At 64.4% G+C, this 26,201-nt stretch carries 20 protein-coding genes and 1 pseudogene; 10 read left to right on the top strand and 11 right to left on the bottom strand.

Features of this window, described 5'->3' with window-relative positions; genetic code table 11:
- Positions 1 to 138 precede the first annotated feature (138 nt).
- Positions 139 to 759: an ATP-binding protein gene (locus ACIBK4_RS45200; protein WP_399005384.1), complete on the top strand. Its 621-nt coding sequence runs from the start codon at positions 139 to 141 to the stop codon at positions 757 to 759.
- A gap of 99 nt (positions 760 to 858) precedes the next feature.
- Here the strand turns inward: ACIBK4_RS45200 and ACIBK4_RS45195 are convergent, their stop codons facing one another.
- From ACIBK4_RS45195 to ACIBK4_RS45180, 4 genes are read right to left on the bottom strand one after another with little or no spacing between them, the layout of a single operon-like run.
- Positions 859 to 1,959, bottom strand: a complete 1,101-nt coding sequence (locus ACIBK4_RS45195; protein WP_399005094.1) for an AAA family ATPase — start codon at positions 1,957 to 1,959, stop codon at positions 859 to 861.
- A complete protein-coding gene (drmB, locus tag ACIBK4_RS45190; RefSeq protein ID WP_399005092.1) occupies positions 1,956 to 3,833 on the bottom strand; it encodes a DrmB family protein in 1,878 nt (625 codons plus the stop codon). The genes ACIBK4_RS45195 and drmB overlap by 4 nt, the downstream gene beginning before the upstream one ends.
- Positions 3,834 to 3,836: 3 nt before the next feature.
- Positions 3,837 to 6,995 (bottom strand): helicase-related protein, encoded by a 3,159-nt coding sequence (locus ACIBK4_RS45185; RefSeq protein WP_399005090.1) that lies wholly within the window; start codon positions 6,993 to 6,995, stop codon positions 3,837 to 3,839.
- Complete coding sequence (locus ACIBK4_RS45180; RefSeq protein ID WP_399005088.1) at positions 6,992 to 8,611, bottom strand: NERD domain-containing protein; 1,620 nt, start codon at positions 8,609 to 8,611, stop codon at positions 6,992 to 6,994. Before ACIBK4_RS45180 ends, ACIBK4_RS45185 begins: the two co-directional genes overlap by 4 nt.
- 533 nt (positions 8,612 to 9,144) lie before the next feature.
- Here ACIBK4_RS45180 and ACIBK4_RS45175 point away from each other — a divergent pair.
- The 4 genes and pseudogenes from ACIBK4_RS45175 to ACIBK4_RS45160 all read left to right on the top strand — a co-directional run.
- A pseudogene (locus tag ACIBK4_RS45175) lies at positions 9,145 to 9,999 on the top strand (RNA polymerase sigma factor RpoD/SigA); the annotation flags it as partial.
- A 198-nt stretch (positions 10,000 to 10,197) separates the two neighbouring features.
- Positions 10,198 to 12,348, top strand: coding sequence for a helix-turn-helix domain-containing protein (locus ACIBK4_RS45170; protein WP_399005382.1), 2,151 nt, complete (start codon positions 10,198 to 10,200; stop codon positions 12,346 to 12,348).
- Positions 12,345 to 13,337 (top strand): hypothetical protein, encoded by a 993-nt coding sequence (locus tag ACIBK4_RS45165; protein ID WP_399005086.1) that lies wholly within the window; start codon positions 12,345 to 12,347, stop codon positions 13,335 to 13,337. Before ACIBK4_RS45170 ends, ACIBK4_RS45165 begins: the two co-directional genes overlap by 4 nt.
- Positions 13,334 to 14,215, top strand: coding sequence for a DUF6339 family protein (locus tag ACIBK4_RS45160; RefSeq protein WP_399005084.1), 882 nt, complete (start codon positions 13,334 to 13,336; stop codon positions 14,213 to 14,215). Before ACIBK4_RS45165 ends, ACIBK4_RS45160 begins: the two co-directional genes overlap by 4 nt.
- 9 nt (positions 14,216 to 14,224) lie before the next feature.
- Here ACIBK4_RS45160 and ACIBK4_RS45155 read toward each other — a convergent pair whose 3' ends face one another.
- The 6 genes from ACIBK4_RS45155 to ACIBK4_RS45130 all read right to left on the bottom strand — a co-directional run bounded on the left by ACIBK4_RS45155 (position 14,225) and on the right by ACIBK4_RS45130 (position 20,855).
- Positions 14,225 to 15,460, bottom strand: a complete 1,236-nt coding sequence (locus tag ACIBK4_RS45155) for a DNA cytosine methyltransferase (RefSeq protein WP_399005082.1) — start codon at positions 15,458 to 15,460, stop codon at positions 14,225 to 14,227.
- Positions 15,461 to 16,086: 626 nt separating this feature from the next.
- Positions 16,087 to 16,488 carry a very short patch repair endonuclease gene (locus ACIBK4_RS45150; RefSeq protein WP_399005380.1) on the bottom strand — a complete coding sequence of 134 codons (402 nt, stop codon included), beginning with the start codon at positions 16,486 to 16,488 and terminating at the stop codon, positions 16,087 to 16,089.
- A gap of 90 nt (positions 16,489 to 16,578) precedes the next feature.
- Positions 16,579 to 16,905, bottom strand: coding sequence for a nuclear transport factor 2 family protein (locus ACIBK4_RS45145; protein WP_399005378.1), 327 nt, complete (start codon positions 16,903 to 16,905; stop codon positions 16,579 to 16,581).
- 48 nt (positions 16,906 to 16,953) lie between these two features.
- Positions 16,954 to 17,964 (bottom strand): SEC-C domain-containing protein, encoded by a 1,011-nt coding sequence (locus ACIBK4_RS45140; RefSeq protein ID WP_399005080.1) that lies wholly within the window; start codon positions 17,962 to 17,964, stop codon positions 16,954 to 16,956.
- A 153-nt stretch (positions 17,965 to 18,117) separates the two neighbouring features.
- Positions 18,118 to 19,290, bottom strand: a complete 1,173-nt coding sequence (locus ACIBK4_RS45135; RefSeq protein ID WP_399005078.1) for an MFS transporter — start codon at positions 19,288 to 19,290, stop codon at positions 18,118 to 18,120.
- Positions 19,291 to 19,379: 89 nt separating this feature from the next.
- A complete protein-coding gene (locus ACIBK4_RS45130; protein ID WP_399005076.1) occupies positions 19,380 to 20,855 on the bottom strand; it encodes a beta-1,6-galactanase in 1,476 nt (491 codons plus the stop codon).
- Positions 20,856 to 21,130: 275 nt separating this feature from the next.
- Here ACIBK4_RS45130 and ACIBK4_RS45125 point away from each other — a divergent pair, with 275 nt between their 5' ends.
- Positions 21,131 to 21,934, top strand: a complete 804-nt coding sequence (locus ACIBK4_RS45125; protein ID WP_399005074.1) for a class E sortase — start codon at positions 21,131 to 21,133, stop codon at positions 21,932 to 21,934.
- A gap of 39 nt (positions 21,935 to 21,973) precedes the next feature.
- Here the strand turns inward: ACIBK4_RS45125 and ACIBK4_RS45120 are convergent, their stop codons facing one another.
- Entirely contained in the window at positions 21,974 to 23,392 is a 1,419-nt protein-coding gene (locus ACIBK4_RS45120) for an MFS transporter (protein WP_399005072.1), read from the bottom strand.
- A gap of 68 nt (positions 23,393 to 23,460) precedes the next feature.
- On the opposite strand from ACIBK4_RS45120, the gene ACIBK4_RS45115 reads away from it, so the two are divergent.
- The 4 genes from ACIBK4_RS45115 to ACIBK4_RS45100 all read left to right on the top strand — a co-directional run bounded on the left by ACIBK4_RS45115 (position 23,461) and on the right by ACIBK4_RS45100 (position 26,111).
- Positions 23,461 to 23,988 (top strand): winged helix-turn-helix transcriptional regulator, encoded by a 528-nt coding sequence (locus ACIBK4_RS45115; protein WP_399005070.1) that lies wholly within the window; start codon positions 23,461 to 23,463, stop codon positions 23,986 to 23,988.
- A gap of 70 nt (positions 23,989 to 24,058) precedes the next feature.
- Positions 24,059 to 24,352, top strand: coding sequence for a DUF6412 domain-containing protein (locus tag ACIBK4_RS45110; protein WP_399005068.1), 294 nt, complete (start codon positions 24,059 to 24,061; stop codon positions 24,350 to 24,352).
- Between the two features lie 87 nt (positions 24,353 to 24,439).
- Complete coding sequence (locus ACIBK4_RS45105; RefSeq protein ID WP_399005066.1) at positions 24,440 to 25,114, top strand: YidC/Oxa1 family membrane protein insertase; 675 nt, start codon at positions 24,440 to 24,442, stop codon at positions 25,112 to 25,114.
- 139 nt (positions 25,115 to 25,253) lie between these two features.
- On the top strand, positions 25,254 to 26,111 hold the full coding sequence (locus ACIBK4_RS45100) for a fumarylacetoacetate hydrolase family protein (RefSeq protein ID WP_399005064.1): 858 nt from the start codon (positions 25,254 to 25,256) through the stop codon (positions 26,109 to 26,111).
- Positions 26,112 to 26,201: the final 90 nt, after the last annotated feature.

Here is a 26,201-nt window from a genome sequence, read left to right as displayed (position 1 = left end):
TTCCTGCACATTGCACGGCGGGATGTGTTGGCGCCACTCTGGTCGGCGACGGCACACGCCGTGAGGGTGTGTGACGCTCCGCCGATCATGTCGGGATGGCATGGGACGAGAGGAGTCCTGGTGATCCAGGAAGCATGCATGTCGCGAAAGCCGTGGAACCTGGCCTTCACGGCGGATCCCGAGGAAGTGGCTGCACTTCGACGAGTCATGCGCTTGCAACTGGGCGGCTGGGGCCTGCATGACGTGACCGAGGGGGCTCTGCTCTGTGTCAGTGAGTTGGTGTCCAACGTCATCACGCATGTGGGCCCTGGCACCCCGGCCACACTCGCGGTCTCCATGAACGGCACCCATCTGCGCATCGAGGTGCACGACCCGGACACGCGAGCCCTGCCCACCCTCGTCGACGCAACCTCCGACTCCGAGGGCGGACGAGGCGTAGCTCTCGTCGATGCGGTCGCAGACCGCTGGGGTGTCTTGCTTCAACCGGACCGCAAAGTGACCTGGTGTGAGCTGGCGACAGGGGTCACCGCGCCGAACGGCCATGTGAGCGGCGCATGTGTCACTCGCGCCGAAGCCACGCTCGCTCTCTACGCAACGGTTGCAGAGCCGCTTGGGATGACGAGGCCGACCGAGTTAACCACCCGGTTTGCCGAGGAGAGGGTCATCGATGTCATCACAGACTTCCTCTACTGGCTCAGGGCACACGGCTGCGATGCGGACGACGTTCTGGATCGGGCGCAGGCACGCCTTGAAGCGTAGATCGCGGAAAATGAAGGGCTGTCGTTCCGAAGTGAACGGTGAAGCGATCCTCGGGGAGTTGTTGTCAACGGTTCATCACAGACACTGACGCGACCGACATCAGCCGCGATGTCGCTCAAGCATCGACTGTGGTACGTCAGCGATAATGGCTGGTTCCTTCTGTCCGTAGTATGCAAAATAGAGTTCGCTTCTGGCACGCGTACACAGGACGTGGAATCGCATACGAACGTCGGCGCCGGACGGATCCTCAGAGTACGAGTCCAGGTCTGGGACGAATACGCTGTCGAACTCCAATCCCTTCATGCTAGCCGTATTGACGATGCGGACTCGTCTCTTGGAGAAGTCAACGGATGATCGATTAACGTCGTTGGAAACGTAGGTTTGCATCGAGAGTTCGAGACCATGTTTGGCCAGATGTAGCTCAACTGCTCGTTGCGCCTCAGTGGTTCTGCAGAGGACTCCGATCTCGAGGTGGGGATGGGCCTTGATGTAGTGGACCACATCGCTGAGGAAGGATTGGGGAGATCCCCAATGCGTGACGCGGGGCTTTATGTCCGCCGGCTCAGGGCTAAGCAGGAACTGATGCCTGGAGTGGACCTCGTAGTGGGATGCGAGGAGTGCGATCTCACGAGTGGTGCGGTGGTTGCCCTCCAATGGGACGAACTCTCGGGTGATGTCAAGTGCCGTTGCTATCTCCGCAATCGTGCTCTGTTCTTCGGTGATGCGTTGGTCTTCATCCGCAAAAACCGTGATACTGACTCCGAGGACGCTGCATAGGTCGTAGAACCCGTTGGGTAGATCCTGGCCCTCGTCGATAACCAGATGTTCCACAGCTGGACGTTTTCTGACACAGTCGCGGATCATGTCGATCCAGTCATAGCTCCATTCACCGGTTCCGGCATTTGGTGGGGGCTTGTCGTAACTTCGCTGCCAGGTGGTACGGAGCCAGCGATGGAAAGTAGTGATACGGAACTGGTCGGACAGGCGTTGTGCGGCGTGTGCACAGTACTGGTGGAGTAGGTTGGAATGGGTGATCAGTACGGCCGGTCGACCCACGCTGCCTAGCATCCAGGCCCGGTAGATGGCCATCACGGTCTTTCCACTGCCTGGTGGTCCGGTGACGATGTGTTGCCCTTCGAACGGCATGTCGGTGACCGCTTCCTGTTCCGGAGTCAGCTCCAGGAGCGTAGGAAGCTTCATGAGACATCGACGGAATCTGCGGATTCCTCGAGTGCTGCTCGAATTACATGCTGGAAGAAGCCAGCCACATTTCCCTCCCCTATCAGGAGTGTGCGATCCAGAAGTGTATTTCCAGTCTCGCAGCAGGTCTCGGGTAGCAATGTGCAGGCGTGACATGCCGCCCGATTCAGATTGGCTAGAGATCGGCCGGTGGAGTCGGCGCACAGTGGGTCCTGCGAGCACCATTGAGCCGATTCCAGTAGGCGCACGAAAGTGTCCAGCAGATTGGGTGGCTCGCCCTGGCGGACCAGTCCGCCAAGCGTACCTTCCGAATCACCCGCAGCAGTGTAGACGAAGATCCCGGCTTGGATTGGATTGGGAGAGTCTTTGGGATGGCCCTTCGCATAGATTCGTTCGCGTAGCGAGGCCGCATTGTAGCCACTGTCGTAAGAGAGCTGTCGGATGAATTGATGGGCCAACGTATGCAACATGACGAAGCGAGGGAGCAGCTCGAGGCCTGTCTTCTCTCGGAGGCGGTCGATCTGGAACGAGGCCTCCATGTTCTCTTCGATTTTCTGGGTCCAGAGGCGAACAGATTCCCTGGATTCCCATTCTTGGATCTCCTTTTCCTTAAAGGAGATGAAGATCCCCTCGCCGTACGATTCCACGGCCGGCAGCCACTGGGGTTTGGATACCGGATTGACGGGGACAAGTCTCTCGTGGCTATCGGGTTCATAGCGTGAGAACCCTGCTAGTGCTCGGACTTCGCGGATGCGGTCGGCTACGACGACGCGATCGATCCGTTGAGCGATCAACTTGAAGGATTTACTGTCCGTCGAGCGCGCCCCGAGATCAACTTGCCTGACGGCGAATTCGCCGGTGGTGCGGGAACTCCCGGCTACGGAAGTAAACGCAGACCATTCGTCGATACTGAGATCCTCATCCGTTCCCCGTGAATCCGGGCGGGCAGTCATGTCATTCATGTGGCGGATGCGGAGTATTTCGACAAATTCCGTGGAGACCCCGCACTGCTTGGCAATGATCTTTCTGTATGGATCTGTCATCGGGGATTCTTCGTCGGCACTGATCAAATCCGGCCACAGTGCATTTCCGAGGACAGCTTGGGCGTATTTGTCATCCCCGCTCGGGTCTGAAGGCGTGGGGATATCGATTGCGGAGTGAACTTGAGGGAAGTAGACGTTGCTGGCGCCACGCTGTACGACTCTCGGAGTTTCGTCGCAATCGACCTGCTCGTCGTTTCCCAGTTGCCAGGGCTGAATTCCAGAACAGTGGATTCCGATCCTCTTTAGGCTGTTCTTCTGACTAATTCCCTCGAGAGATCGGCGGGAGTGGCAGTCCAGGCAATGAATTTCAAGCGCATCAAGGCCTGACGAATCAGGTGTGGTGACGAATTTGAGCCTTTTTCGTTGGCACTGGCGGCGTTCAGGGCTGTCCGCTGTGGAATGAGCCCACCTGCGCCAGTCAACGTCAGACATGTGGCCATTTCGGCAAACTTGGATGAAACGCATAGGGACCAACTGTGGATTTCCCGGACAGCGCCGGCACGAGGGTTGCTTGTCCTTCTGTTCCATTTCGGATCGCCAGAAGGTCATGATTCTGCAGTGTGGGCAGAATAGCCACCGTGGGAAGCGCGCATAAACTGGCCCTACCTTTGAGACGAATTCCATCTTTCCAGGGGGGACCACGGGCGCTGACCGAAAGGATTGGACTCCCAGCTTCCGTGCCAGGCGCGGAGATTCCACTTTTTCTCCATGCCCGCCCCAGCTGCGAATGTCAGCCGCTACGAAGGACTCGCCTTGCAGGTCGATAATGCCCCCCACGCCGAAGGGAGTGATCGTCTGGGTGCGCCGGACCTTCCTCCTGACGTCTTTCACCGGTCACACCCCCTGGATGGCGACCAGGCAGTCCCGGTCGACATTGCGCATCGATTGCGGCGTTTCCCACAAGCCGTGTGTCTTCCCGAAGTCCATGAGGAGTGACAATTGGGCGCGCCCTTGTGGTGAATAGTAGAGCCGGTTGCCCTGCCCACGAGCAATCTGGGCCTCTTGCCTCCAAGCCGCGATCAGGGAGTCCAGCTCAACCCCGGCAGCCTCGACCTCGGCCTCGTCTGACCTCGCCACATGTTCGAGGATGAGCTTCCGAATTTGAGCAACACCCTCGGGGTGCTCAAGCATCTCGCCGGCCCTGTCCTCTGCGGTCAGCCCGAGGCCATGACGCACCAGGATTGTCAGAGCGGCATGGAGAGCCCGCTTGCGCGAGGGGAGGGACCAGGGGGTCACACTTGTCGGTTCCACGTGTCGATAGAGGGAAGAATGGTAGACGCCGAACGACTCGTAGTGGGAGCGGTCGCGTGGCTTCGTGGAGCGGCACAGGGTCACGATCAAACCCGGCACTTTCCGCCTGCCCACACGGCTGGTTGCCTGAATGTATTCGGAGGTCGTCTTTGGCTGACCGTTCATGAGCATCAGACCCAATCTGGGCACGTCGACTCCAACGGAAAGCATGTTCGTCGTTGCCAGGAAAGAGATGCTGCCCTTCTCCTTGAAAGTTCTGCCCAGTCGGTCCAGCAGCCGCGGTTGTGCGGAACGCTCGATGTTGCTTGTCAGCTCCAGGACCGAATCGTCGGACAGGTTGCGACGGGAAGCGTCGTTGGGCATCAGATGCTCCACACGGGCCGGGATGTCGTCCTTGGCGATGGTGACCGTGCGGCCGAGTTCGCGAAGACTGTTGTGATAAGCGACCACGGTCCAGTAAGCGTCTCTCAGTTCGTCGTCGGAACTGAGCTGCTGCGGAGCTTGTAGGGCTGCTGCTCCGACGTGAACCGTGGCTGTGGAAGCGGTGTGGCCTTGAGCCATCACCCCGACATAGAGGCGCCCTGGGCGCTCATCGTCCGGGACGGCGAAGTAGGAGTCGCGTGCGTCCAGCCCGGAGGGTGGGAACAATTGTGTTCTCCGGCCGTACAGATTCTTGATCTGGCTGTGCGAGCGTCGGATGGTTGCCGTTGATGCGATCACCTTCGGCTGGATTCCATCCCAGCCGCACAACTGCAGGATCGCGGACTCATACAGGCCTACCGTCGTGCCCAAAGGGCCAGCGAGTAGATGCAATTCATCCTGGATCACCAAAGAAGGCCGAAGCGTGTCGCGGCCTCCGAAGATACGGCCGGCCCTCGGCTCCCACGCCAGCCGGGCGAACTTGTCTACAGTGCCGAGGACGAACGTCGGCGGTCGCTCGTAGAGATGCTGATCAACCACGGCCACGGGTAGGCTCTCGTGGAACACGCAGGAGTCGCGTGGGCAGTGGAAACTGAAGTCGGATGCGGTGGCTCGAATTCCAAAGTCATCACGTCGAGACTTGCGCTCAGGGGCGATCTCAGTTCCACACCAGGGGCAGCGCTCCAGCAGGAAGCGGTCGTCCGGCTCCGGCATCTGCAGGAGAACTCCGAGTTCCCGTTCGGCCTCGGCGAACGAGTTGGGTGTCGTCGCCTTACCCACCCACAGCCCGATGGAGAAGGGCTCGTCGCCGAGCCCTTCGATGTGCTGGCCGTCATGCCCCAATCGCATGTACTCCAGGGCGCAGATGGCGGTGGCCGTCCGTTGGAACTGCTGTGTGGTCAGGAGGCTGAGCGTGTACCGACTGATGACCGCAGTACCACCCCCCGCCGAGCCATGGTGCAGACGGCGCCAGACCATCTCGAAGCAGGCGGTCAGTAGATAGGCCTCCGTCTTGCCACCACCGGTGGGAAACCAGATGAGGTCTACGATCTCGCGGTCCTCGTGATTCGGCTCCATGAGGCCGCGGACGACGAGCAGAAAGAACGCGAGTTGGAAGGGATGCCAGGTGGCACTGCCGTCAGGCTCCGAGAGTTCCACGATCGGGTCGTTGCGGCGATGACGTGAGCCCGCGAGCTCACGTCGGCTGCGAAGCATTTGTAGAGCCATGGCTCGATTGGCCAGGCGGAAAGCCTCGCGCGCATTCTGCCCCGCGCGACCTTCCGCCGTGAGCGCAGCGATGCCGTCTTCAAGGCGCCTTACGGTGCCATCAATGCGGTTGAGGATATGCGAGACAGGTGCAGCAGCCCACTTCGGAAGCGAAGCCGCGCGGTCCTCCAATGAGCCGAACCAGTTGCGGTAGCCAGCAACGAACGACTCCAACTCGGATCGGAGTTCACTCACAGGTACGTTCTGGCGCGACAGATGGGCAAGATTCAGAATCGGGAGGTCGCGAGGTCCGCCCGGACGAATGTGCCCCACGATCGCTTGAGGCATCACTTCGGCGCGGACCTCGGTGACTTCTTTTCCCTTGGTGTCCCATTCGACGGCGCAGCCATGTCCGACAGCGCGGGTCACAATGTGGCGGTACTGGACGCGGAGTTCCTGTTCTTCAGGATCGCGACTGTTGAGTCGTGTGCTGGGGTACTCAAGGATCCGTCCCCCGACGGTTGTGGCCTTCAGCATGGCCTGGAAGAGCATGAGGTCCCAGCTGTTACGGAGGTCTTCGTCTTCTCGGTGTGCGTTCGCAAGTACGCACGTGACCAAGTGTCCGATCCCGAAAGGACGCCACCGCATGTGAAGCCGGGCATGACCGTCCAGTACTTGCTCGGAGGCTGATGACTCCTTTGTGAACCGGACCGTTTGTTCCTCTCGCGGCTGCCTGGTCCACATCCGCCGACCGCTGACCCGTGATGTCTCGTAGCGTGCCGCACCACAAGTGACAGCGATCACCGAGGCATCGGTGAAGAAGGAGAAACCGAGTGAGGACGGTAGCCAGGCATTGGCCTCGGCCACGGGATCGTCGGCGAATCCGTCCTCCTCTCCGGTCCCTGCCGCCTCCTCCGAGGTCTCGTATTCGCCGGCTTCGGCGGTGTGATCGCGCAGATCCTGGCCTCGCGGGTACAAGGTCCCCATGAGGTATCGCCGATCCGGCGGATCTACAAGGGTCTCCTGATCGTCTGGAGCAGGGCCGACCAACTGCCGACGCAAGTAAGTGACGAATTGATCGCGATAGTCGGCGAGTTCGTTCTCGGAGACCGTCACCCTTCTTCTCCTCCTCGTTCGAGCATTGCAGTACCCATGTCGCTCAATACTCGTTTTGCTTCTGGACTGCATGCGATCCAGAGCTGGGCTCGTGCACGTGTCCAAGCAACGTAGACCGCATCAAGCCGACCCTTGAGTATCTCTGGTTCGAGGTCGATGACACACACGACTTGGTTTTCAAGGCCTTTGAAATCTGTAACGGACGACCAGGTGACCCGGTTTCTTCTGCGCTGGGCTGCGATGGTGTCGGCGTAGCGCTCGATCTTGGCGAACCGATGAGACATGCGTGCGGCGGTGTTGTCCCAGTCTCCGGAGGCGGACAGAACAGTGATGTCCTTGGGCTCCAGTCCGTCCGCGATCAACTCATCGATGTACTCGTCCAGTGCGACCGCCTCTTGTGCGGCTGATTCAACGGTTCGATAGCGAACCGGTTCACCCTCACCTGCGATGGCTACCCCGATGTCAGCGCCGGTGTAGTTCTGGACCTGCTTCACGATCTGGACTGTGTTGCGGCAGTTCCGCGACAGCGAACTCGAGGCTGCTCCCAGTTCACGCAGGTAGTCCCAAGCATCAGCATCGAAGGCCTCAGGTGAAAGCACCTGGTTGTTCCGGTCGATCAGGAAGATCCACTGGCCGCGCTCCAAGCCATCTGCCAATAGTTCCTCAAGGCGGCTCAGGTGCTCGAACGTCATGAGGTCCTGTGCCTCGTCCACGATCAATTGGTCGAAGACCTGACCGTTCACCTCGCTGAGTCGTTCGAAGGGAAGGACTGCTACGTCTTCGTCGGCGAGGACTCTGGACACATAGGCGGCGAGGGTTCGGCTCGCGCACGTGAACAGGACGCTTCCATACGCCGACTTGCGGCGAGCAGCCTCAGCTGCCAAGAACGTCTTACCGGTGCCAGCTCCACCGGACCAGATCAGACGGCGGTTCTCCGCCAACTCGTCGATCTTGTCGTACTGTTCGGTGGTGAGACGCTCGAAGCGAACCTCCAGGTCAGCTATGCGCGATCTCAGGTTGGGGACAAGATCGAAGTCCGGGCGAATAGCCTCGAGGATGCGTGTCCGCAACCTGTCTGGGATCGGAGTCCGAGCCCACGGGTTCTGACGCAGCCAGGAGCGGCTGGCTTGACGAATCCCCTCCTCGAGACCCCGGCCTCCGTCATATTCCGTCATGCCCAGGTACTGGGCATGGGTGAAGGTCGTTGTCTTGGGTAGGTCGACATGGGGCGTGATCACCAAGTAGCCGCTCGCCACTCCCTGGTTTCGCAGGTTTCCGATCGCCTGGCCAAGCTCCCTCTCCAGCTCATGCATCCCCGAGTTCGCCTGCTCGAAAGGGCCTTCGCGCTTGGTGGTGGAGCGACCCAGACGGTCCGTGTAGGTCCAATTTCCTCCTGTTTGACTGATTCGACCGCCCTTCACTTCCAGGAACAACAGCAACTCGGGGGTGATGAGGACAAAGTCGATCTCCCCCACACGCTTGTATCGGTGCTCCGGGAGGTGGACCGAGTGCAGTGCCACCCCCATCGAGTTGGGCAACCTCTTGAGCGCCTCGAACACGCCCCGCTCCGCCGTGCTCGTGGTCGTACTTGAGATCTCGCTTGGGATGATCCGCATCAACGCTCCCGTGGGCCTGCTGGAAGGGCCAAGATAGCGAGTGTGACCAGTTCCAGCGCGTCGTCCGGCACTTGAGGCCGAATGCTGTGGGAAGGCGACTCGCTTGAGTAGGGTCGCAGGGGGAGGACAGCAGTGCAGGGGGATCTGTGAGGGCGGGGCAGGGGAACGAGGCAGAAGGGCTTCCAGGTACCGCTGGCTGGGAGCGGCTGCTCGCCGTGTCGCGTCGCTTCCTCGACGAGGGGGTCGTACCCGACCGTGTGGTATTTGAGGTCGCCCGAGCGGCGTGTCTGGATGAGCGGCAGCGCGAGCAACTTGCCCTCGATCTCGGAGTAGAGACCGACAGGCGGCCAAACGAAGCTCCGAAGTCCGGGGATGCGATCGATTCATACCTGGCCGAGGGGCGCAATGTCGAGGCGGACGACGCGGGTGGCGATGCTCGTGAGCCCGGCGAGCTGGACCTGGAGCAACTCGAAGCTCCGGACGGTGATCTGCTCGCGGAGAGTGAGCAGGTACGGGACTTCGACGAGGCGCGTATGGCTGCGCGATGGGTGTTGCGAAACGACCGGTTGACTCCCGGCGCAGCGATGCAGGTGCTCACCGCGGAACAAGAGGTGGGGCTCTGTCTGCTGATGCGCGCGGGCGCGTCGTTGGACGGCGACCTGCCTGAGGAGTACTTCGCGCGTTTGCCGCGTGAAAGTGAGTCCTACAAAGCCTACACGGGGCTTGTGACCCACAATACGGGGTTGGTTCGGAAGTCGGCCGGCGCTAGGGAGCGGTTCGGTGAAGGGTTGTCGTTCGAGGATCTCGTTCAGCACGGTTACTTGGGGCTAATTCGTGCTTTGCGAAAGTTCGACATTACTTTGGGATACAAGTTCTCGACCTATGCAACCTGGTGGATTCGACAGTCCATCGACAGAGGTGTGGCCAACGAATCTTCGATCATTCGACTTCCTGTTCACGTGAGGGAGACGATAGAAAAGGTTCGCAGGGCGCAGTCCAAGCTTCTGACACTGGGGAAGCCGGCGGGCCTCATGGATCTGGCGCTCGAGTGCGGTATCTCCTTGAAGAAGGTCCAGGAATCTTTGCGGCTGAGTCGTGGACTTGTCAGGTCGATTGATGCATCGGTAAGTGAGAATGCGACTCTTGGAGATCTTCTGACAGACGAGCGTCATTCTCTGCCAGGGCCAGAGGAGATGCTGGAGCCCATGTTCGACAGGGAGATTCTGTGGCCGCTGTTGGACAATTTGAGCGATCGCGCGCGAGAGGTTCTTCTCTATCGCTATAGATTCGTCGACGGCGAACGATGGACTCTGCAGGAGCTAGGTGAAAAGTACGGTGTGACCCGCGAACGTATTCGGCAGATCGAAAAAATGGGGATGATAGATCTCCGCGTTCAGCTTGGTCTCGAGGCTGATGGGCCTGCCTCGGCGAAACGGCGAGAGAGGGTGAGTGAGTCCAGGTTGCAGAGGGTGCGCACGAAGCGTAAAGGATTCCCGGGGGTGGAATTCGGGAGCGAAGTACCGTCGGCTGATGGAAGTGGCAACGCAGCTGTCGCAGCGGGGGAACCTGCCGAGAAGGAGATGGAGATGGCTTTGAGCGGGGATTCTTTTGGCCCCAGGCTTTCCCGGCATATGGAAGAAGCAGGCACGAGCGATGCTCAACTTGCGGCGTTGCTCGGGGTGGCGCCGTCTTTGATCGCGGCCTGGCTAGACGAGCGATCGGCTCCCAGCGCGGAGATGTCTTCAAAAATTCATCAAGTGCTGGGTGTTTCTGTTGGCTCTGAATCTGAGGCCTTCGGTGAGCACGAGCAGGACGACGAGCGGTCAGTGGATGCGAGTCATCCGACTTGGTACCACCGTCCTGGCCATGCCGACGGCGGTCGGGAGTTGGGCAACGCCGCTGCCTTTGCCTTCGACGCCGATGTGTCGGTGCTGGCCAGAGAGACCTGTCAGAACAGTCTTGACGAGCGGCTCATCGCCAACGGGCGACCCGTGCATGTGCGCTACACCCTTCACGAGCTTACCGGTGAGACACTCGCGAGATTCCGGGAGGCCATCCAGTGGGAGGCCCTCTTCCCGCACTACGAGGCTGCTGCTGCGCAGGAGCAGAAAGTCGGCCGGGTCATTGACGCTGGGTTGCGAGACATGTATGAGCGCGACCGCCTCGTGCTCTTGAGAGTGGACGACTACAACGCTGCGGGCTTGACGGGCGACGACTACGACGACGGCCGCTTCGCGGCGGTGGTGCGGCGGCAACTCGACAGCCACAAGTCGGGTAGTTCGGCGGGCGGTTCGTACGGCTTGGGCAAGGCCACTCTGTGGGCCACCAGTCGGCTGGGCCTCGTGCTCATGAATTCCACGCTGTCCGAACCACACGAGGGTCGCACCGAACGTCGCCTCATCGGACGCCTCGATCTGCCGTGGCGTCAGGTCGGCGGTAAGGCATGGGCAGGGCCGGCGTGGCTGGGGCGGCCTGACCCCGGCTCGGCGGGACCTGCGGTGGCGCGTTCTTGGTGGGCCGATGAGGAGACCGTCGAAGCACTTCACCTGAAGCGTGAGAGCGACGAGCCGGGGACGTCGTTCCTGATCGTGGCAGCCCACGACGTGGCCAGCCTCGTAGATGACAATGCCGCACCCGATGGTGACGAGGGCGAGGACGACGACAGTATCCAGCGGATGCACCACAGGCTCGTGCGTGCCTTGGGTAAGAACTTCTGGGCTGCGATGACGGGCGGCGGTAACCAGTTGCCACTCTTGGAGGCTTCTGTACGTACTCTGCGCAACGGTGCCGTGGTCATCGCGGAGGAGCGTGTGGACCCCACGATCACCCAGCCCTCACGTACGCGCGCTCTGAAGGCATTCCTCGACGGTACGACCGTGGAGCAGCTCACGGAATCAGGTCAGGTCGCCGCGACCATCGTTCCTCTCAATCTGCCCGCTCGGGGTAGCGGACGAGCCTCTCTGGGCGAGCATCGCGCGGTACTCCTGGTGACAGATGCTGAGGACGCGGACGGCAAACCGAATCGTGTCGTGGCGATGCGCGGCAATCGAATGACTGTGCGGGACAGCTCTGTGTCAGGGTTGCCGTTGTCTGTCAACCCCTTCCAGGCCGTTCTGCTGACCGGTGACGCCGCCGGCGCAGATGCGCCGTTCGCCACCGAGGCAGAGGAGTTCCTCCGCGCGGCCGAACCTCCCGAGCACAACAAGTGGGGACAGACCGAGGAGCTGACACTCGCCTACTCGCCCTCGGCGTACCGGCGGATCAACTCCCTCACCCGGGAGACCAATGCGGCGATCAAGAAGATGCTGGCCCGCCCCAAGAAACGGTCCAAAGAGGGGGGAGGGCGCTTGGCCCCAAAGCTAACCGTTGGCGCGGGGACGAAGCGGCCTCGGCTGCTCGCGGCGACGCTGCCAGTCTTGGAGGAGTTGGACGCACGAGTGCTTGACGACGGAGCCTGGCAGGTGACCGGTGAGATCAGGATTCCTGCGGGCGGACACACCTGGCGGCTCGTCCCGGTGGCCAAGTTCGACGTGCGCTCAGGCCCGCGTCCTACCATTGCTTGGGCCGAGCTCTTGGGTGTGGACAACTGCCAGGTGGTGGACGGCGCTTTGCGCTTCGATGAGGCGCGCACCGCAACCTTCCTGGGTATTACAGATCCTACGACGCACGCTGTCAGGACCAGTCTGAGTGGGCTCATCGTCGAACTGCGCACGGGCGAAGGGGAGTCGCTGTCATGAAGGTGTTCCCGTACCCGCGCCTGCGCGGCACGGTCTCCCTTCGGGTTGATGCGGCGAGAGTCAAGGCACCCGAGCAGCCTCGCGAGCAACTCGACTCCCGCGCACGCTCCGTGGTCGAGCGTGTGGTTGCGCTCGGCCTGGCGGAGACAGAGGACTGGGAAACCGCGACGCTGACCGTTTCGGCGACGATCCCTTCGAAGGCCACCGAGCAGGGCAGCCCGTGGTCCGACGTCGCTGTGGTGGTGGTGTTGACCGACAGGGCGACCAACACTCGTGTCACATCGAGGCTCGACCCCGAGTCGGAAGGCGGCCGTGAATGGCGCGGTGAACTACAGGTGCTCCGCGCTGACCTCTTCGACCGCGCCACAATGACGGTTCAAGTGGTCGCGACGGTCGACGGGGTACCGGGACGGATCATCGCGGAGGGGGTTGACGACTGGATCGTCGACGTGAGGAGTGACGCTCCGACACGGGAGCAGAGCTTCGATGTCAAGGAGGTCGGGTTCGCCAAGGGGCCGAGGTGGCTGCAGAAGTTCACCGACGCTCCGTGGATCGTGAACGCGTCGGGGGCGCTGCCGACAGTACACATCAATACCGACTTCGAGGGAATGACAGACATTCTTGGCGCTGAGGGGCGGGGACCTGAGGGTCTGGTCAACGAGATTATGGTGGCGCAGATGGCCGCCGATGTATGGATCGCCGTGTTTCACTCGGCTGTCGGTGATCTGGAGATCGAGGATGATGGCACCCCGCTGTTTCCACATGGTTGGCAGGGTGAGGTCCTCAGGGAGATGCTTCCCGATGTCGTGCCCGACCGGACTCTTGAAGACGCTTTGTGTGAGGTACACAGCCGTCGTGTAGGCGTGACGGGATGGACCGAACTACAGCCGCGTATCCAGTACGCGGCGATGCGAAGAGCCGAGGTGCCCAGGGTGCTCTCGGAGACGGTACGTGGTCTGAACAAGCTCAAGCGTGAGGACGAGGCATGACGGACAGTCCTTACCACCTCCCCGAGCACCTGGCGCGGCTCGCCGACGAGGATGCGGTGCGCTTCATCACGGACGGGTTGTTGTCTGGAAAGGACGATGTCCCCACCATCGCCCTCAACCAGGCTGCTCAGCCCCTGCCCGAGAGCCCTCGGTGGCGGCTTCGTGCGATTCGGGACCTGATCGACGATGCGATGCGTACCTACCAGGACAACAAACCGACGCAGGCAGATGCCTGGCTTGCACCACGTCTGCACTCGATCCTTCGTCTGACACGGGCAGAGGCCGCAGACCCCGCACTGTGGAACTACCTTGCCCTCGGTGTCGCTCCCGATTTTGTGGTTTGGCGGCATCTCTCCGAAAAGAAGAAGACCGTCAACCCCCGGTATTTCAAAGGCCCCTATCACAAGCAGGCTTTCGCGCGGCTCTGGTGGTCAGCCGAACTGTTCCGAAACGGGTCCGACTATGAGCCCGTTGAAATGGCCTGCAGCAATCAGGACATGCTCAACACGGTGCTGAGGTTGGACGTCATCGATCACCGCCCCACGGCGCAGGCATTGGTCCGACTGTTGAAGCGGGAGATCGTACGGACGGGGCGTGATGCGAACGCCCTGGGCAAGGCTGTCAACACAGCAGGCGCGACCCTGATGTACGACGTGATCGCGCCGGACGTAGTGCGAGATGCAAACGCTGTGCAGAGGTGGATCGGTGAAGGAGATGAGGGCGTTGCCGTGCATCATCGCTCTCTTCCCGTCGGACCTGCGGAGGAAAGAGCCCTCGAAGATTCGATCGAGCGCTTGGCGGACTACTTTGCGGAGCTCTTCGCGGACGCGCCGGTGCGCGGGAAGGATGAGGCAACGGATGACGCGGAGGACGACTGATCGTCCGTCCTACGAGTGCCTAGGACGCCAGGTCTTGAATGCTTCGATGGCTCGCTGCTTGCGGCCTTCCTCCAGTTTTAGTGCTGTGCTTAGGACATGCACGGCCAAGAGGGGTGGGATCGCGTTGCCGATCTGTTGCGCGACGTCGGTGCCCTGCCATGGATAGTTCACCGGGAAGGTCTGCAGCAGCCCGGCCTCCCGGAATGTGAAACGCTCCTGTTCTGCGCCCAGCTCAGGCTCACCGTCCGCGTCGAAGCCTTTGAGGTCGAACACTTTGTTGCGGCGTACCTTGCCGGTGACAGTCGCGGCCGGTGAGTTGGAGGTGCGGCGCCCCCGCTTTTTAGGGTCGCCGCCTGATCCGTAATTGGAGACGACGACGAAGTCTCCCGAACGTGAGTCCCCGAGTGCATCGCCCATGGAAACCCAAGGTTGAATCTTCGACCTGCCGACGTGTTCCGGGGTTTCGAAGAGCCCGCTCTGTTGCGGACTACTCATCGGTGTTGTGGATTCATGCACCGCGGGGAAGCGCTCTATTCCCTTGTGATAGCGCTGGTGGGTCACGTCAGGGAACTCAACGTCCTGGCCTTCAGTATTCCCCCGGTAGCGGGCGATCAGTACCGCACGACGGCGTGTCTGTGGCACCCCGTATTCTTCGGTGCGCAGGATGTCGCAATCTGCGTCGTAACCGAGCTCTTGAAGGATCTCGCAGTATCTCTTCCAAACGGGCAGAACGGTGGGGACCTGCTCCAACACCACCACCTCGTAGGGATTGGACTTGAGCTTCTTCGCGACGATCCACCGCAAGGGTTGGAGCACGAGCCCAGTGCGCTCGTTGGTCCATTCCAGTTCGTCAGCTGCCCGTTCCACCACCGCCCATGCACTCTCCAGTTGCTCGACGGTCTTGCTCTGTCCCACGAGCAGCGCCAAGCGCTTCACCACTCCAAGGGCTTCGTGCCCTTCGCGGTTACCTGCCACCGAGAAGGTCTGGCAGGGCGGACCTCCAGTGAGGACGCGGGCTGAGCGAACCTCGGGGGCCAGCGGGTTCAGTTCCGCCACGTCACGGACCTTGGTGGTACGTAGACCGGCGGCGCGGCGGGTCGCTCGAGTCGACGGCTCCCACTCCACGCCGATGCTGGGTACGCCGAGCATCTCGGCCGCGATGTCCAGGCCGCCCGGCCCTGCGAACAGGTCCACAATGACGGGTGGATTGTCCTGGTTTGCGCGTGGGTGAGGTGCTCGGGTCATGGGGTGAGAGTGTAGCCGGCCGAAGGTGGTCTATACCTCCGCTGTGCTGCGGTTGATGAAGAGCTCCTGATTACTCTTCTGACCTGGAGATTCTTCGTCCGGAACGAGCTGTAAGGATGACGACCCAGCCGAACGCTTCGACCATCAGTGATGGGAAGGGGCAGTCGATCCGCCGATATCGGCAAGTCTTGCTTTCGGGTGACCTCCCAGCTCTCGGTGAAGCGCTGGAGCAGGGTTATTTGGTCGGCTATGAGTTGGATCGGGCCTGGCTGCCCGTTCCGATACCCAAGGAAAGTCGAGCCTGGTGGTTTCGTTGCTGAGTGAGTGGGCGTTCCCCTACGGCTTCTCCCCTTCAACAGCCGTTCCTCCGCACCCGATACGGTCCGAGCGGCCCTGGCGTTGGACAGCCCCGCGGACAGCAGGTCAACGGCGTAGCTCTCGGGGTGCCCGCTCGGATCGATATCGAGAACCCTCCTGAAGCACGTTCCAGTGCGGTCGGTTGGTCCGCAAGGTCCGGCAGGCGTCGATGCCGTCATCCAACAGCTGTCTCGGCTCGAAGCCCGCCTACTCCGATCCCAGGGCAAGTCCGCCCGCCTCAAAGCACGCATCGATCGAGGTCAGCCCGCTTATCGATTCTTCCCCCGTCTTTGCTGTGCCCGTCGCTGCTCCACCATCGCAGCGACAGTCATGGCCACGTCCTCCGCCGTTTCATGCTCCCAGAACCGTAGAACTTCCCACCCGGCCGCCATGAGGTGCTCAGTGGTCTCCGCATCACGCGTCATATTGCGATCCAGCTTCTGCCGCCACCACTCCGCGTTCGACTTGGGCTGCGTCGCATGCTCGGGACAGCCGTGCCAGAAGCAGCCGTCCATGAAGATCGCGATCTTGGCCTTGGGGAAGACGATGTCGATCGTGCGGCGGGGTATGCCGGGCACCGGTACATTCACCCGGTACCGCAGGCCCTCAGCGTGCAGGAGGCGTCGAACCGCCACCTCGGGAGCCGTGTCACGGGAGCCCTGTCGGCTCATACGGGCGGACACGGCAGCGGAGGATGGGACGACATCTGGCACACAGGCATTGTGCCAGCGCGCTTGAGGCCCCGTGCCGAGAGCCGCAGATCACGCCCGTTCGTCGCGACGGTAGGTCCACATCTCCGCGAGCAAGCCGTCCCGAACGCGGATCAGCCAAATCAGCCCGCTCGTTGTTGCCGCCGCACCGGCACCCCGGCTCACCTCCCTCACCACGGCCAGCAGTTCCCCTTCGCTCAACACCGCACTGATGTCGAACCGCAGGTCCTGTTGAGCGCCCCGTACACGCTCCACCGCCCGCCGAACATCGTCCGGCCCTGCGATCTCCGGATGCGAATGGTCCCGCCACTCCGGATGGAGGACTTCACCGGCGATTGCGGAGTCGCCCGTGTTCCACATCTCGAAGTAGCGGAGCACCAACTCGCGGTCAGTAAGCCCATGTTGCTGAATCGCCACGACCGACCCTCAGCCCCCGTGACACTCCCCATAAGCCCGCCCCGACCCACACCAACAAGAAGCCCCCCGCTGCGGAGGCCAAACCACAGCCCGCCCCCGAGCCGCAAGCGTCGTCGCATACTGCGGCAACAGATCAACGTCCCCCGGCGAAGCACCCTCAGACGCAGCGAACGCCTCATAAGAGGGCACAGTCCCGGTCACGATCCCCAGGTTCGGCGTACCGCTGGCCGCCAGCTCCCGCAGCGACCCCTCTATCGTCGCGAGGTGCTCCTCATGTGAGGGGTACTCCACGGCCAGCGAGGCATACGCCCCCACCAGCTCGGCCAGTTCACCCTCCGGCCAATGCAGCACAGCCACCGGGAACGGTCGGGACAACGCCTCCCGGTACGCCCCCAACTCCGCCCGCAGCCGCGAGATCTCGGCCTCAAGCTCAGCGGGGTTGTCCGACCCCAGGGACCACACCCTCTTCGGGTCGTGCAGCTCGTCCAAGGACACCGACGACGAGTGCAGCGTGTCCGCCAGCGTGTCCCACTCGTCGTGGGACACGCCCAGCATGCGCCGTACCCGGTGTCGGCCGTACAGCAACGGGTGGGTGGAGTAAGGAGGTTCGGGGACATCGGTCAGTAGCAGCGTCACGCCCTCCGTGAACGTCTCCTGCGCCGCCTCCAACTCGTCGTGGGACTCCAGGGACTCCGCGACGATCACCCAGGGAGCCGGGTCCCGCGGGGACGCGGCGCGGATGCCGTCGATGATGGCCCTGGCCTCGGCCTCGTGGCCGTACTCCCAGAGGTTGGAGGCCTTGAGGGCGCGTACCAGATGCGGGGTTTCCAGGGAGTCCGCCGATGACAGCAGGCGGTCGTAGAGCGCGGTGGCGGCGGGGCGGTCGCCGGCCAGTTCCAGGTGGGCCGCGGCCTGGAGGAGCAGGGCCTCGGCGTCCTCGGGGTACAAGGCGGCGGTTCGCTCAAGGCGGGCCGCTTCGGCGGGGTGGTCGACGTTCTCGGCGGGCGTGTCGGGGCGCATGAACGACACGGTACTGCCGATGCCGACACAGATGGAGGCAAGGGGAGAGATATGCCCAGGTCGGCCGGTGAGAGTGGCGTGGGGGAGCGGTGAGGGGGGCGACGGGGGCAGCCCTGCGGGAAGCACCGGGTGGCTTTCCGGTTTTCGCCGGTTTTACGGCTGCTTCGTTTCTACTGCCCCTGTGCTTCTACGACCTTCACCTCCCGTTGCCCCGCCCGTCCCCGTCCCCGTCCCTCTCCCGCCACCCACAGAACCCCACACCGCAACCCCCATAACCCCCAACCCCACCCCCACAACCCCCGCCCCCACAAACAACGGAGCCGCATACCCAAACCCCGCACTGATCACCAAACCCCCCGCCCAAGCCCCCACCGCGTTCCCCACATTCGACGCCGACACATTCGCGCTCGCCGCCAACGGCACACCCCCCGCCGCATCCGTAACCCGCGTGATCATCCCCGGCACCGTCGCGAACCCGAACACACCCAGGAGGAACACCAGGATCACCGACGCCCCCCGGCTGCTCGCCAACGCACCGAATACCGCCAACGTGGTCGCCAACCCGGCCAGGGACACCAGCAACGTCCCGTCCCGGTTGTGGTCCGCGCCCCGTCCGCCCGCGATGTTGCCGACGACCAGCCCCGTGCCGTAGACGACCAACAGCCAGGGCACGTCCGTCGTAGAGAAGCCCGTGACCCGGGTGAAGGTGTACGCGAGGTAGGTGAACGCGCCGAACATGCCGCCGTAGCCGAGGGCCGTGGCGGTTAGCGTCAGCCAGACCTGGGTGGAGCGGAAGGCGTGCAGCTGGGTACGGAGGTCCGCCCTGCCGCTGCTCGCTCCCGCCCATGCCGGTACCAGGGTGGCGATGGCGACGAGCGCCACCGCGCCGATCGCCGTGATCGCCCAGAACGTCGCCCGCCAGCCCCACCGTTCGCCGACCAGCGCGCCGAACGGGACTCCCAGTACGTTCGCCACCGTCAGGCCGGTGAACATCAACGCCACTGCCCGCGAGGCCCGTTCGGGAGGGACCAGGCGGCGGGCGACGAGGGAGCCGATGCCGAAGAACGAGCCGTGGCACAGCGCCGCCACGACTCTGCCCAGGAGCATCACCCCGTAGGTGGGGGCGAGTGCCGACAGTAGGTTTCCTGCGACGAACAACGCCACCAAGCCCACCAGGACCGGCTTTTGGGGCAGCCTTGCCGTCGCCGCCGTCACCACTATCGCGCCTACCGCTACCGTCAGCGCGTAGCCGGAGATCAGCCAACCCGCCGCGGCCGTGGACACGTTCAGGCCCCCGCTCACCTGCGGGAGCAGCCCGGCGATCACGAACTCGGTCAGGCCGATTCCGAAACCGCCGAGCGCCAGCGCCGGCAGGCCGAACCGCCCGCCGGTGTAGCTGAGTTGGGGATCCGGGGTCAGATCACCACCCCGTCGATCTGCAGCGTCTGCACCGCCCCCGCCGCGAACGTCGCACTCACCGTCTTGCCGCTCAGGTATGTGTCCGAGTGGGCGGTGTACAGGTCGCCCCCGCCGCCCGTCACCGTGTTCCAGCGCGGGACCAGGCCGCTCGAACCCCCCGCCACCGTCGTGAACTTGGAGAGGTCGAAGGTCAAAGTCGTAGACGACGAGCCTGTGTTCGCCGCGACTATCACCAGCCGCTTCGCCGACGCGTCGTAACCCGCCGCCGCGTAGCTCACGCCCGTGTCCAGGATCGTCATGCCGGGGCGGATGTGCCGGCTGAACTGGGCCATCACGTAGTACTTCGTCTGGACCGCGCCGGCCGTGAGGGTGCTCTGGTCGTACGCGATCATCGCCCAGCCGGACGACGGGTCCATGACCTGCCAGTACGTCCATGCCGTGGGGTGCAGCCAGCGGAAGTCGTAGAGCAGGTTGCTCGCCATCGTCAGGCCCGTGGAGTCGCTGTCGCCCGTCTCGGAGTTCCACAGGGCCTTGCCCGATGTCGTTACGACGTCCGTGTAGAGGAGGTCTCTACGACCGCCCGAGCCCTGGTAGCCGTGGACGTTGACCCGGTTCACATACCCCTTCGTCGTCGACGAGAAGGCGCCCCAGGTCGTGCGCGCGAGGTCGTAGCTCGTCTCGTCGGACGCCGAGATCTTCGTGCTTGTCAGGCCGCGGCTGTCCAACTCGCTTCGCACATACGGGAGTACGGCGGCCTGGACGGTCGAGTCCATGTGGCAGCCCTCCTGCGTGCCCGTCGCCGTCCACCAGCTCGACGACGGTTCGTTGAAGGCTTCCACCGTCGCGAAGTTCACTCCCCAGTTGTTCTTCGCGTAGAGGGCTACGGACGCCAGGTGGGAGGCGTGCTGGCGGTAGTTCCAGGTCTGGAGGTTGTTGCCGCCGCCCGCCGCGCCCGACGGGTTGTGGTTCGAACACATCCACCACATGGGGGAGTTGGCGAAGAGCTCGGTGGTGGCACCTCGTGACGTCGCCTTCACCAGCATCGCCCGCTGGGTCGCGTCCGCCGTCCACTTCCATGCCGAGGACGTGGGGTCCTCGTTGTTCCAGTCCTGCCAGTAGCCCTCGATCTGCTTGAACGCCGGGATGTTGGCCGAGGCGACCATCGACTCGCCGTTCACCGAGTTCCAGCTGCACGCGCCGAGGTTGTAACGGGCGATGTTCAGGCCCAGGCCCGGCAGTGAAGTGCCGTTGTACGTCGTCGACTTGGTGGTGAAGAAAATGTCGGCGAAGTCGTCCCGGGCGCCGAAGACATTCGCCCACCAGGCCAGCGAGGTGCCCCAGCCCTCCCAAGTGCCGTACTTCGTCGCCGGGTTGACCGCGATCGTCGCGTCGGCGCGTGCGGTGCCGGTCGCCAGGGCGGTGCCGAGGAGCCCACCGCCCGCTGCGGCCAGCAGGGTTCTGCGTCGGATCATCTCTACTCCCGATTCGCTCAACCGCCGGTCGTCCCACCGGCGTCGGCCATCCCCCCGGCTCGTGCCATCAGGAAGCATCGGGTGTGGTGCGTGAGGTTGTCGAGGGTTGTGACACCCCTTTCTAAAACCCGTGTACGAACCTGTACGGAGGCTCGAACGGGCGCCCCCGCGAGCAACGGCGGCCATGGGCCTGAGCAACAGCGGCCATGGGTCTGGTGAGTTGAGGAGCCGCCCTTTATGGTGCGGGCGGCCGGTGGGCGTAAGGAGGTGTACGCATGCGGGTCCCCGTCGTGCAGCACCGGAGCCGTCGACGTCGTGCGCTGGGCCGACGCGCCCTGTGGACCGGTGGGGAGTTGCTCGTCACCGCCGGGGTCGTCCTGCTCCTCCTCGTCGTCCACGAGTTGTGGTGGACCAACCGCGAGGCCCGTCAGGGCGCCGAGCGCCAAGTGCAGGCCCTGGAACGGCAATGGGCGACACCGGGCACGGCGCAGGGCGGCCCCCCGTCGTCCAACAGCAGTCCGGCGGGCGGGAGTTCACCGCACCGGAGCACCTCCGCTGATGGCTCCACCTCCGCCGACGGCTCCACCACGGTCACCGGCTCCGCCGACTCCGCCACCACCCCCCACCGCTCCCAGGCCTACGCCATCCTCACCATTCCCCGCCTCCACCTCCGCGTCCCGATCGCCGAGGGCGTCAGCAAGCAGAACGTGCTCAACAAGGGGTACGTCGGCCACTACCCCGGCACCCAACAGCCGGGCCAGGCAGGTAACTTCGCGCTCGCCGGGCATCGCAACACGCACGGCGAGCCGTTCCGGTACCTCCCGCGGCTGCGGCTCAAGGACACCGTCCAGGTCGAGACGAGCGCGGCCACCTACACGTACACGGTCGACAAGATCCTGCCGCAGACCTCCGCGTCCGACTCCGGCGTGATCCGGCCGATCCCGCGCTCGATCGTCAAGCCGGCCTACGGCTACAGCCGACCCGGGTACTACATCACCCTCACCACCTGCACGCCCGAGTTCACGTCCAGGTACCGCATGGCGGTGTGGGGCACGCTCACCTCCACGCACCCCCGGTGAGGCACGAAACCCCGTAAGTACCGCAAACACAAAGGGAGTTCACGCCCGCTCCCGCAGCACCGCCACGCTCACCGCGGCCACCACCGCGAGCCCCGCCGACACCACCATCGCGATGTCCGCACCGCGGGCAAGACCGCCACCCGCGGACGTGGCGATCGCGATCGTCAGCGCGACCCCGGCACACGAGCCGATGTACCGGAACGTCTGCTGCGCCCCCGACCCCATCGCCGCCCGCGCCGCCGGTACGGACTCCACCGACAGCAGCGGCAGCGCGGCGTTCAGCAGGCCGCTGCCCACGCCCGCGATCACCAGTCCCGGCAGCAGTCGTAGCCAGGAACCGGAGTCCAGCGCGCCCAGCATCGTCAGGACGCCGGCCGCGTGGAGGAGGAAACCCAGGGCGAGTTGGTGCCGGGAGGAGACGCGGCCGGCGAGGCGGCGGGCCTGGAGGGCGACCGTGAAGGACAGGCCCGACCAGAGGAGGAACAGCCAGGCCGTGTCCATCGCCGACAGGCCCAGCGTCTGCTGCAACAGCGCCGGCAGGAAGCTGAACAGGCCGATCACCGCGAAGCCCGTGAACAGGCCGCCCGCCGAGGAGGCCAGGAAGAGGCGGTGGCGCAGCAGGCTCAGGTCGATCATCGGGGTCGCGACCCGGCGCTCCACCAGCGCGAAGACGCCGACGAGCAGCACGGCCGCCAGCGCCAGCAGGCCCACCGGCGCCCGCAGCCAGCCGTCGCGGCCCAGGGTCAGCGCGGCGACGAGGGCGACCAGGGCCAGCCCGAAGGTGACCGCTCCGGCGAGGTCGGGGCGTCCGCCGCGCGGCGCGCGGGACTCGGACAACGTACGGACGCCGAGGGCCGCCACGACGATCGCCGCCGCGCCGAGCACGGCGTAGATCATCCGCCAGTCCGGCATCGCGCCCGCGACCAGCGGGCCGACGGCTATGCCGCCGCTGACGAACGCGCCCCACACGCCGGTCGCGTGCAGGCGGCCGCGCGGGGTCGGGAAGGCGTGCACGATCAGGCCCAGGCTGCTGGCCAGCAGGGCAGCGCTGGACGCGCCCTGCGCGATCCGGGTCAGCGTGAACAGCCAGGTCGAGGACGTGAGCGCGGAGAGCGCCGTCGTAATGCCGAGCGCGAAGGTGCCGGCGAGGAAGATCCGGCGGCGGCCGTAGTCGTCGGCGAGGCTGCCGGCGACCAGGAGCAGGGCGGCGAGGCCGAGCGGGGTGCCGTTCAGGAGCCAGGCCTGGGCGGAGAGCGGGGTGTGCAGGGCGGCGGCGATGTCGGGGAGCGTGACCATCGGTGCGGTGTATGTCATCAGTGCGACGGCGGTGGCCGCGCTGGTCAGGGCGAGGGTGGCGCGGGGATGCGGCACGCTCGGCGCGGAGACCTGGGATGTCTCGGCGGCCTTGGCCGCTGTGTCGGGAACCTCGTCCATGGTTCGCTCATTGAACCTAGTCATGTGGAACACCGTAGCACTGAAGGTTCGGTCATTGAACTCACTGGCGGAAAGTGGCTACAGTGGACGGCATGTCACTAGGCAAGGACTACGCGGGACAGGAATGCTCGATGGCCGGGGCGCTGGAGGTCGTCGGCGAGCGCTGGACGCTGCTCGTCGTCCGGGACGCCCTCTACGGCGTACGGCGCTACAACGACTTCCTCCTCCACCTCGGCATCCCGCGCGCGGTCCTCGCCTCCCGCCTCCAGGCCCTCACCGTCGAGGGCATCCTCGAAAAGCGCCGCTACCAGGAGTCCCCGCCGCGCGACGAGTACGTCATCACCGAGCGCGGCATCGCCCTCTGGCCGGTGCTGCGCTCGCTCGGCCGCTGGAAGCGCGAGCAGTACGAGGAGACCCAGCGGCGCTACTTCCGGCACGCGGACTGCGGCACCGAACTCGGCTCCTACGGCGAGTGCCCCACCTGCGCTGTCATCGTCCCGGTGGGGGATGTCATCATGGACCCGGGTCCCGGTCTTGATCAGGACCCGGCGGATCCGGTCAGCCGGGCGCTCCTCAAACCGAGGCGACTGCTCCAGCCGATCGAGACCGATCCCGTATAGCCGATCCCGTATGACGGACGGCTGTAACGGGCAGTGCTGGAACGGCAGTTGGGGAGGGGGCGGACTCATCATGAATCAACGGCATCGGGCCAGTGCCCTGCTGCTCTTCTTCCTGCTCCCCATGGTGCTGCTGGACACCGGCAGCCTCCCGGCCGCCGTCGCGCTCGCCGCGACCGGTACCGCCCTCGCCGTCTGCGCCCTCCTCACCGCGCGCAGCGCACCCGCCGTACCGCCCACCCGCGTCCGTACGGCCATCCGCGACCGGGCCCGCCGTACGGCGTTCCTGCCCCAGCGCGACCCCGACGCCTCGGGCCGCCCACGCCCCCGAGCCCCCGGACACACCCTCCGGACGACCGCCGCGTAAGGCACCTCTTTCCGCTGCCCCACGCTGAGGGTCGTCACGTCGCCATGCCTAACTCCCGGCACGACGAGACCCACGGAGGGCTCACCCATGTCCGTTTTCGCCGCCCTGGTCGAGCAACTCGCCGACCTGCTCCACCCGTTGTTCGGCACGGCCGCGGCCGCCGCCGCGATCGTCCTGTTCACCGCTCTCGTACGACTCCTCGTGCATCCCCTGTCTCGGGCCGCGGCGCGCGGGCAGCAGGCGCGGGCCCAACTCCAGCCGCGTGTAGCCGAGTTGCGGAAGCGGTACGCGAAGCAGCCCGAGAAGCTGCAGAAGGCCGTACTGGAGTTGCACGCCGAGGAGAAGGTGTCCCCGCTGTCCGGGATCCTGCCGAGCCTGCTCCAACTCCCGGCGTTCTTCCTCCTGTACCGGCTGTTCTCCGGCGGCGGCGACGGCCTGCTGTCCCACCGGCTCTTCGCCGCGCCGCTCGATGGACGCTGGGCCGACGCGCTCGCCGGGGACGGGATGTTCGGTCCGGCCGGGCTCGTCTACGTCGGGCTGTTCCTCGTCGTCGTCGCGGTCGCGACCTTCACCTACGTCCGTACCCGGCGCGCGGCCGCCGTCGCCCCGGCCGGCACCGGTACCGGCGCCCTCGGCAAGGTGCTGCCGCTCCTCTCCTACGGCACGCTGATCACCGTCGCCGTCGTGCCGCTCGCCGTCGCGCTGTACGTGGTGACCAGCGCGGCCTGGAGCGCCGTGGAGCGGGCGGTGCTGTACACGTGACGGCGGGCTGACGGCTCGTGGTTACGGTCCAGTCCGTGAACCAGGTATTGCGGACTGGACCGTGAGCTTGGAGGATCGACCAGTCCTCCGATGGCTGCACCCATCGGTCGACCGCCCGCGATCGATGGAGATGGTGAACATGAAGCTGCTGCGAGTCGGTACGGCAGGGGCGGAGCGGCCCGCGCTGCTCGACGCCGAGGGGACCCTGCGGGACCTGTCCGGCATCGTCCCGGACATCGACGGGCCGCTGCTCGCCGACACCGCCGCGCTCGGTCGGATCCGGGCCGCCGCCGACGCGGGGGAGTTGCCCGCGCTGGACGCCGACGGGCTGCGGGTCGGGCCGCCGGTCGCGCGGATCGGCAAGGTCGTGTGCATCGGGCTGAACTATCACGACCACGCGCGTGAGACCGGCGCGGAGCCGCCCGCCGAGCCGGTCATCTTCTTCAAGGCCGCGGACACGGTTGTCGGGCCGTACGACACGGTGCTGGTCCCTCGCGGGTCGGTGAAGACCGACTGGGAGGTCGAACTCGCCGTCGTCATCGGGCGTACGGCCCGTTATCTGGAGTCCCATGAGGAGGCGCTCGCGCATGTCGCGGGGTATGCGGTGGCGCATGACGTGTCCGAGCGGGAGTTTCAGATCGAGCGGGGTGGGACGTGGGACAAGGGGAAGAACTGCGAGACGTTCAATCCGCTGGGGCCTTGGTTGGTGACCGCGGATGAGGTTGCGGATCCGCAGGCCTTGTCGCTACGGCTGTGGGTGAACGGGGAGTTGAAGCAGGACGGGACGACGGCTGAGCAGATCTTTTCGGTGGCTGAAGTGGTGCGGTATGTCAGCCAGTTCATGACCTTGTATCCCGGGGATGTCATCAACACCGGTACGCCTGCGGGGGTTGCTCTTGGGCAGCCTGAGCCCAAGCCGTTCTTGCGGGCCGGGGATGTTGTTGAGCTGGAGATTTCGGGGCTTGGGCGGCAGCGGCAGGAGTTCAAAGACGCCTAGGTTCTGTCCGGCGGATCAGGGCCGGAGCCATAGTCTGATGGCTGCGGTGGTGACGGTGCCGTGGAAGACGTAGGCCCTCTTGTCGTAACG

Source organism: Streptomyces sp. NPDC050528, from assembly GCF_044457795.1.
In the GTDB taxonomy this organism is placed as follows: domain Bacteria; phylum Actinomycetota; class Actinomycetes; order Streptomycetales; family Streptomycetaceae; genus Streptomyces.
Note: the sequence above shows the minus strand (reverse complement) of the source record. Positions and strands in the feature narration are given on the sequence as shown.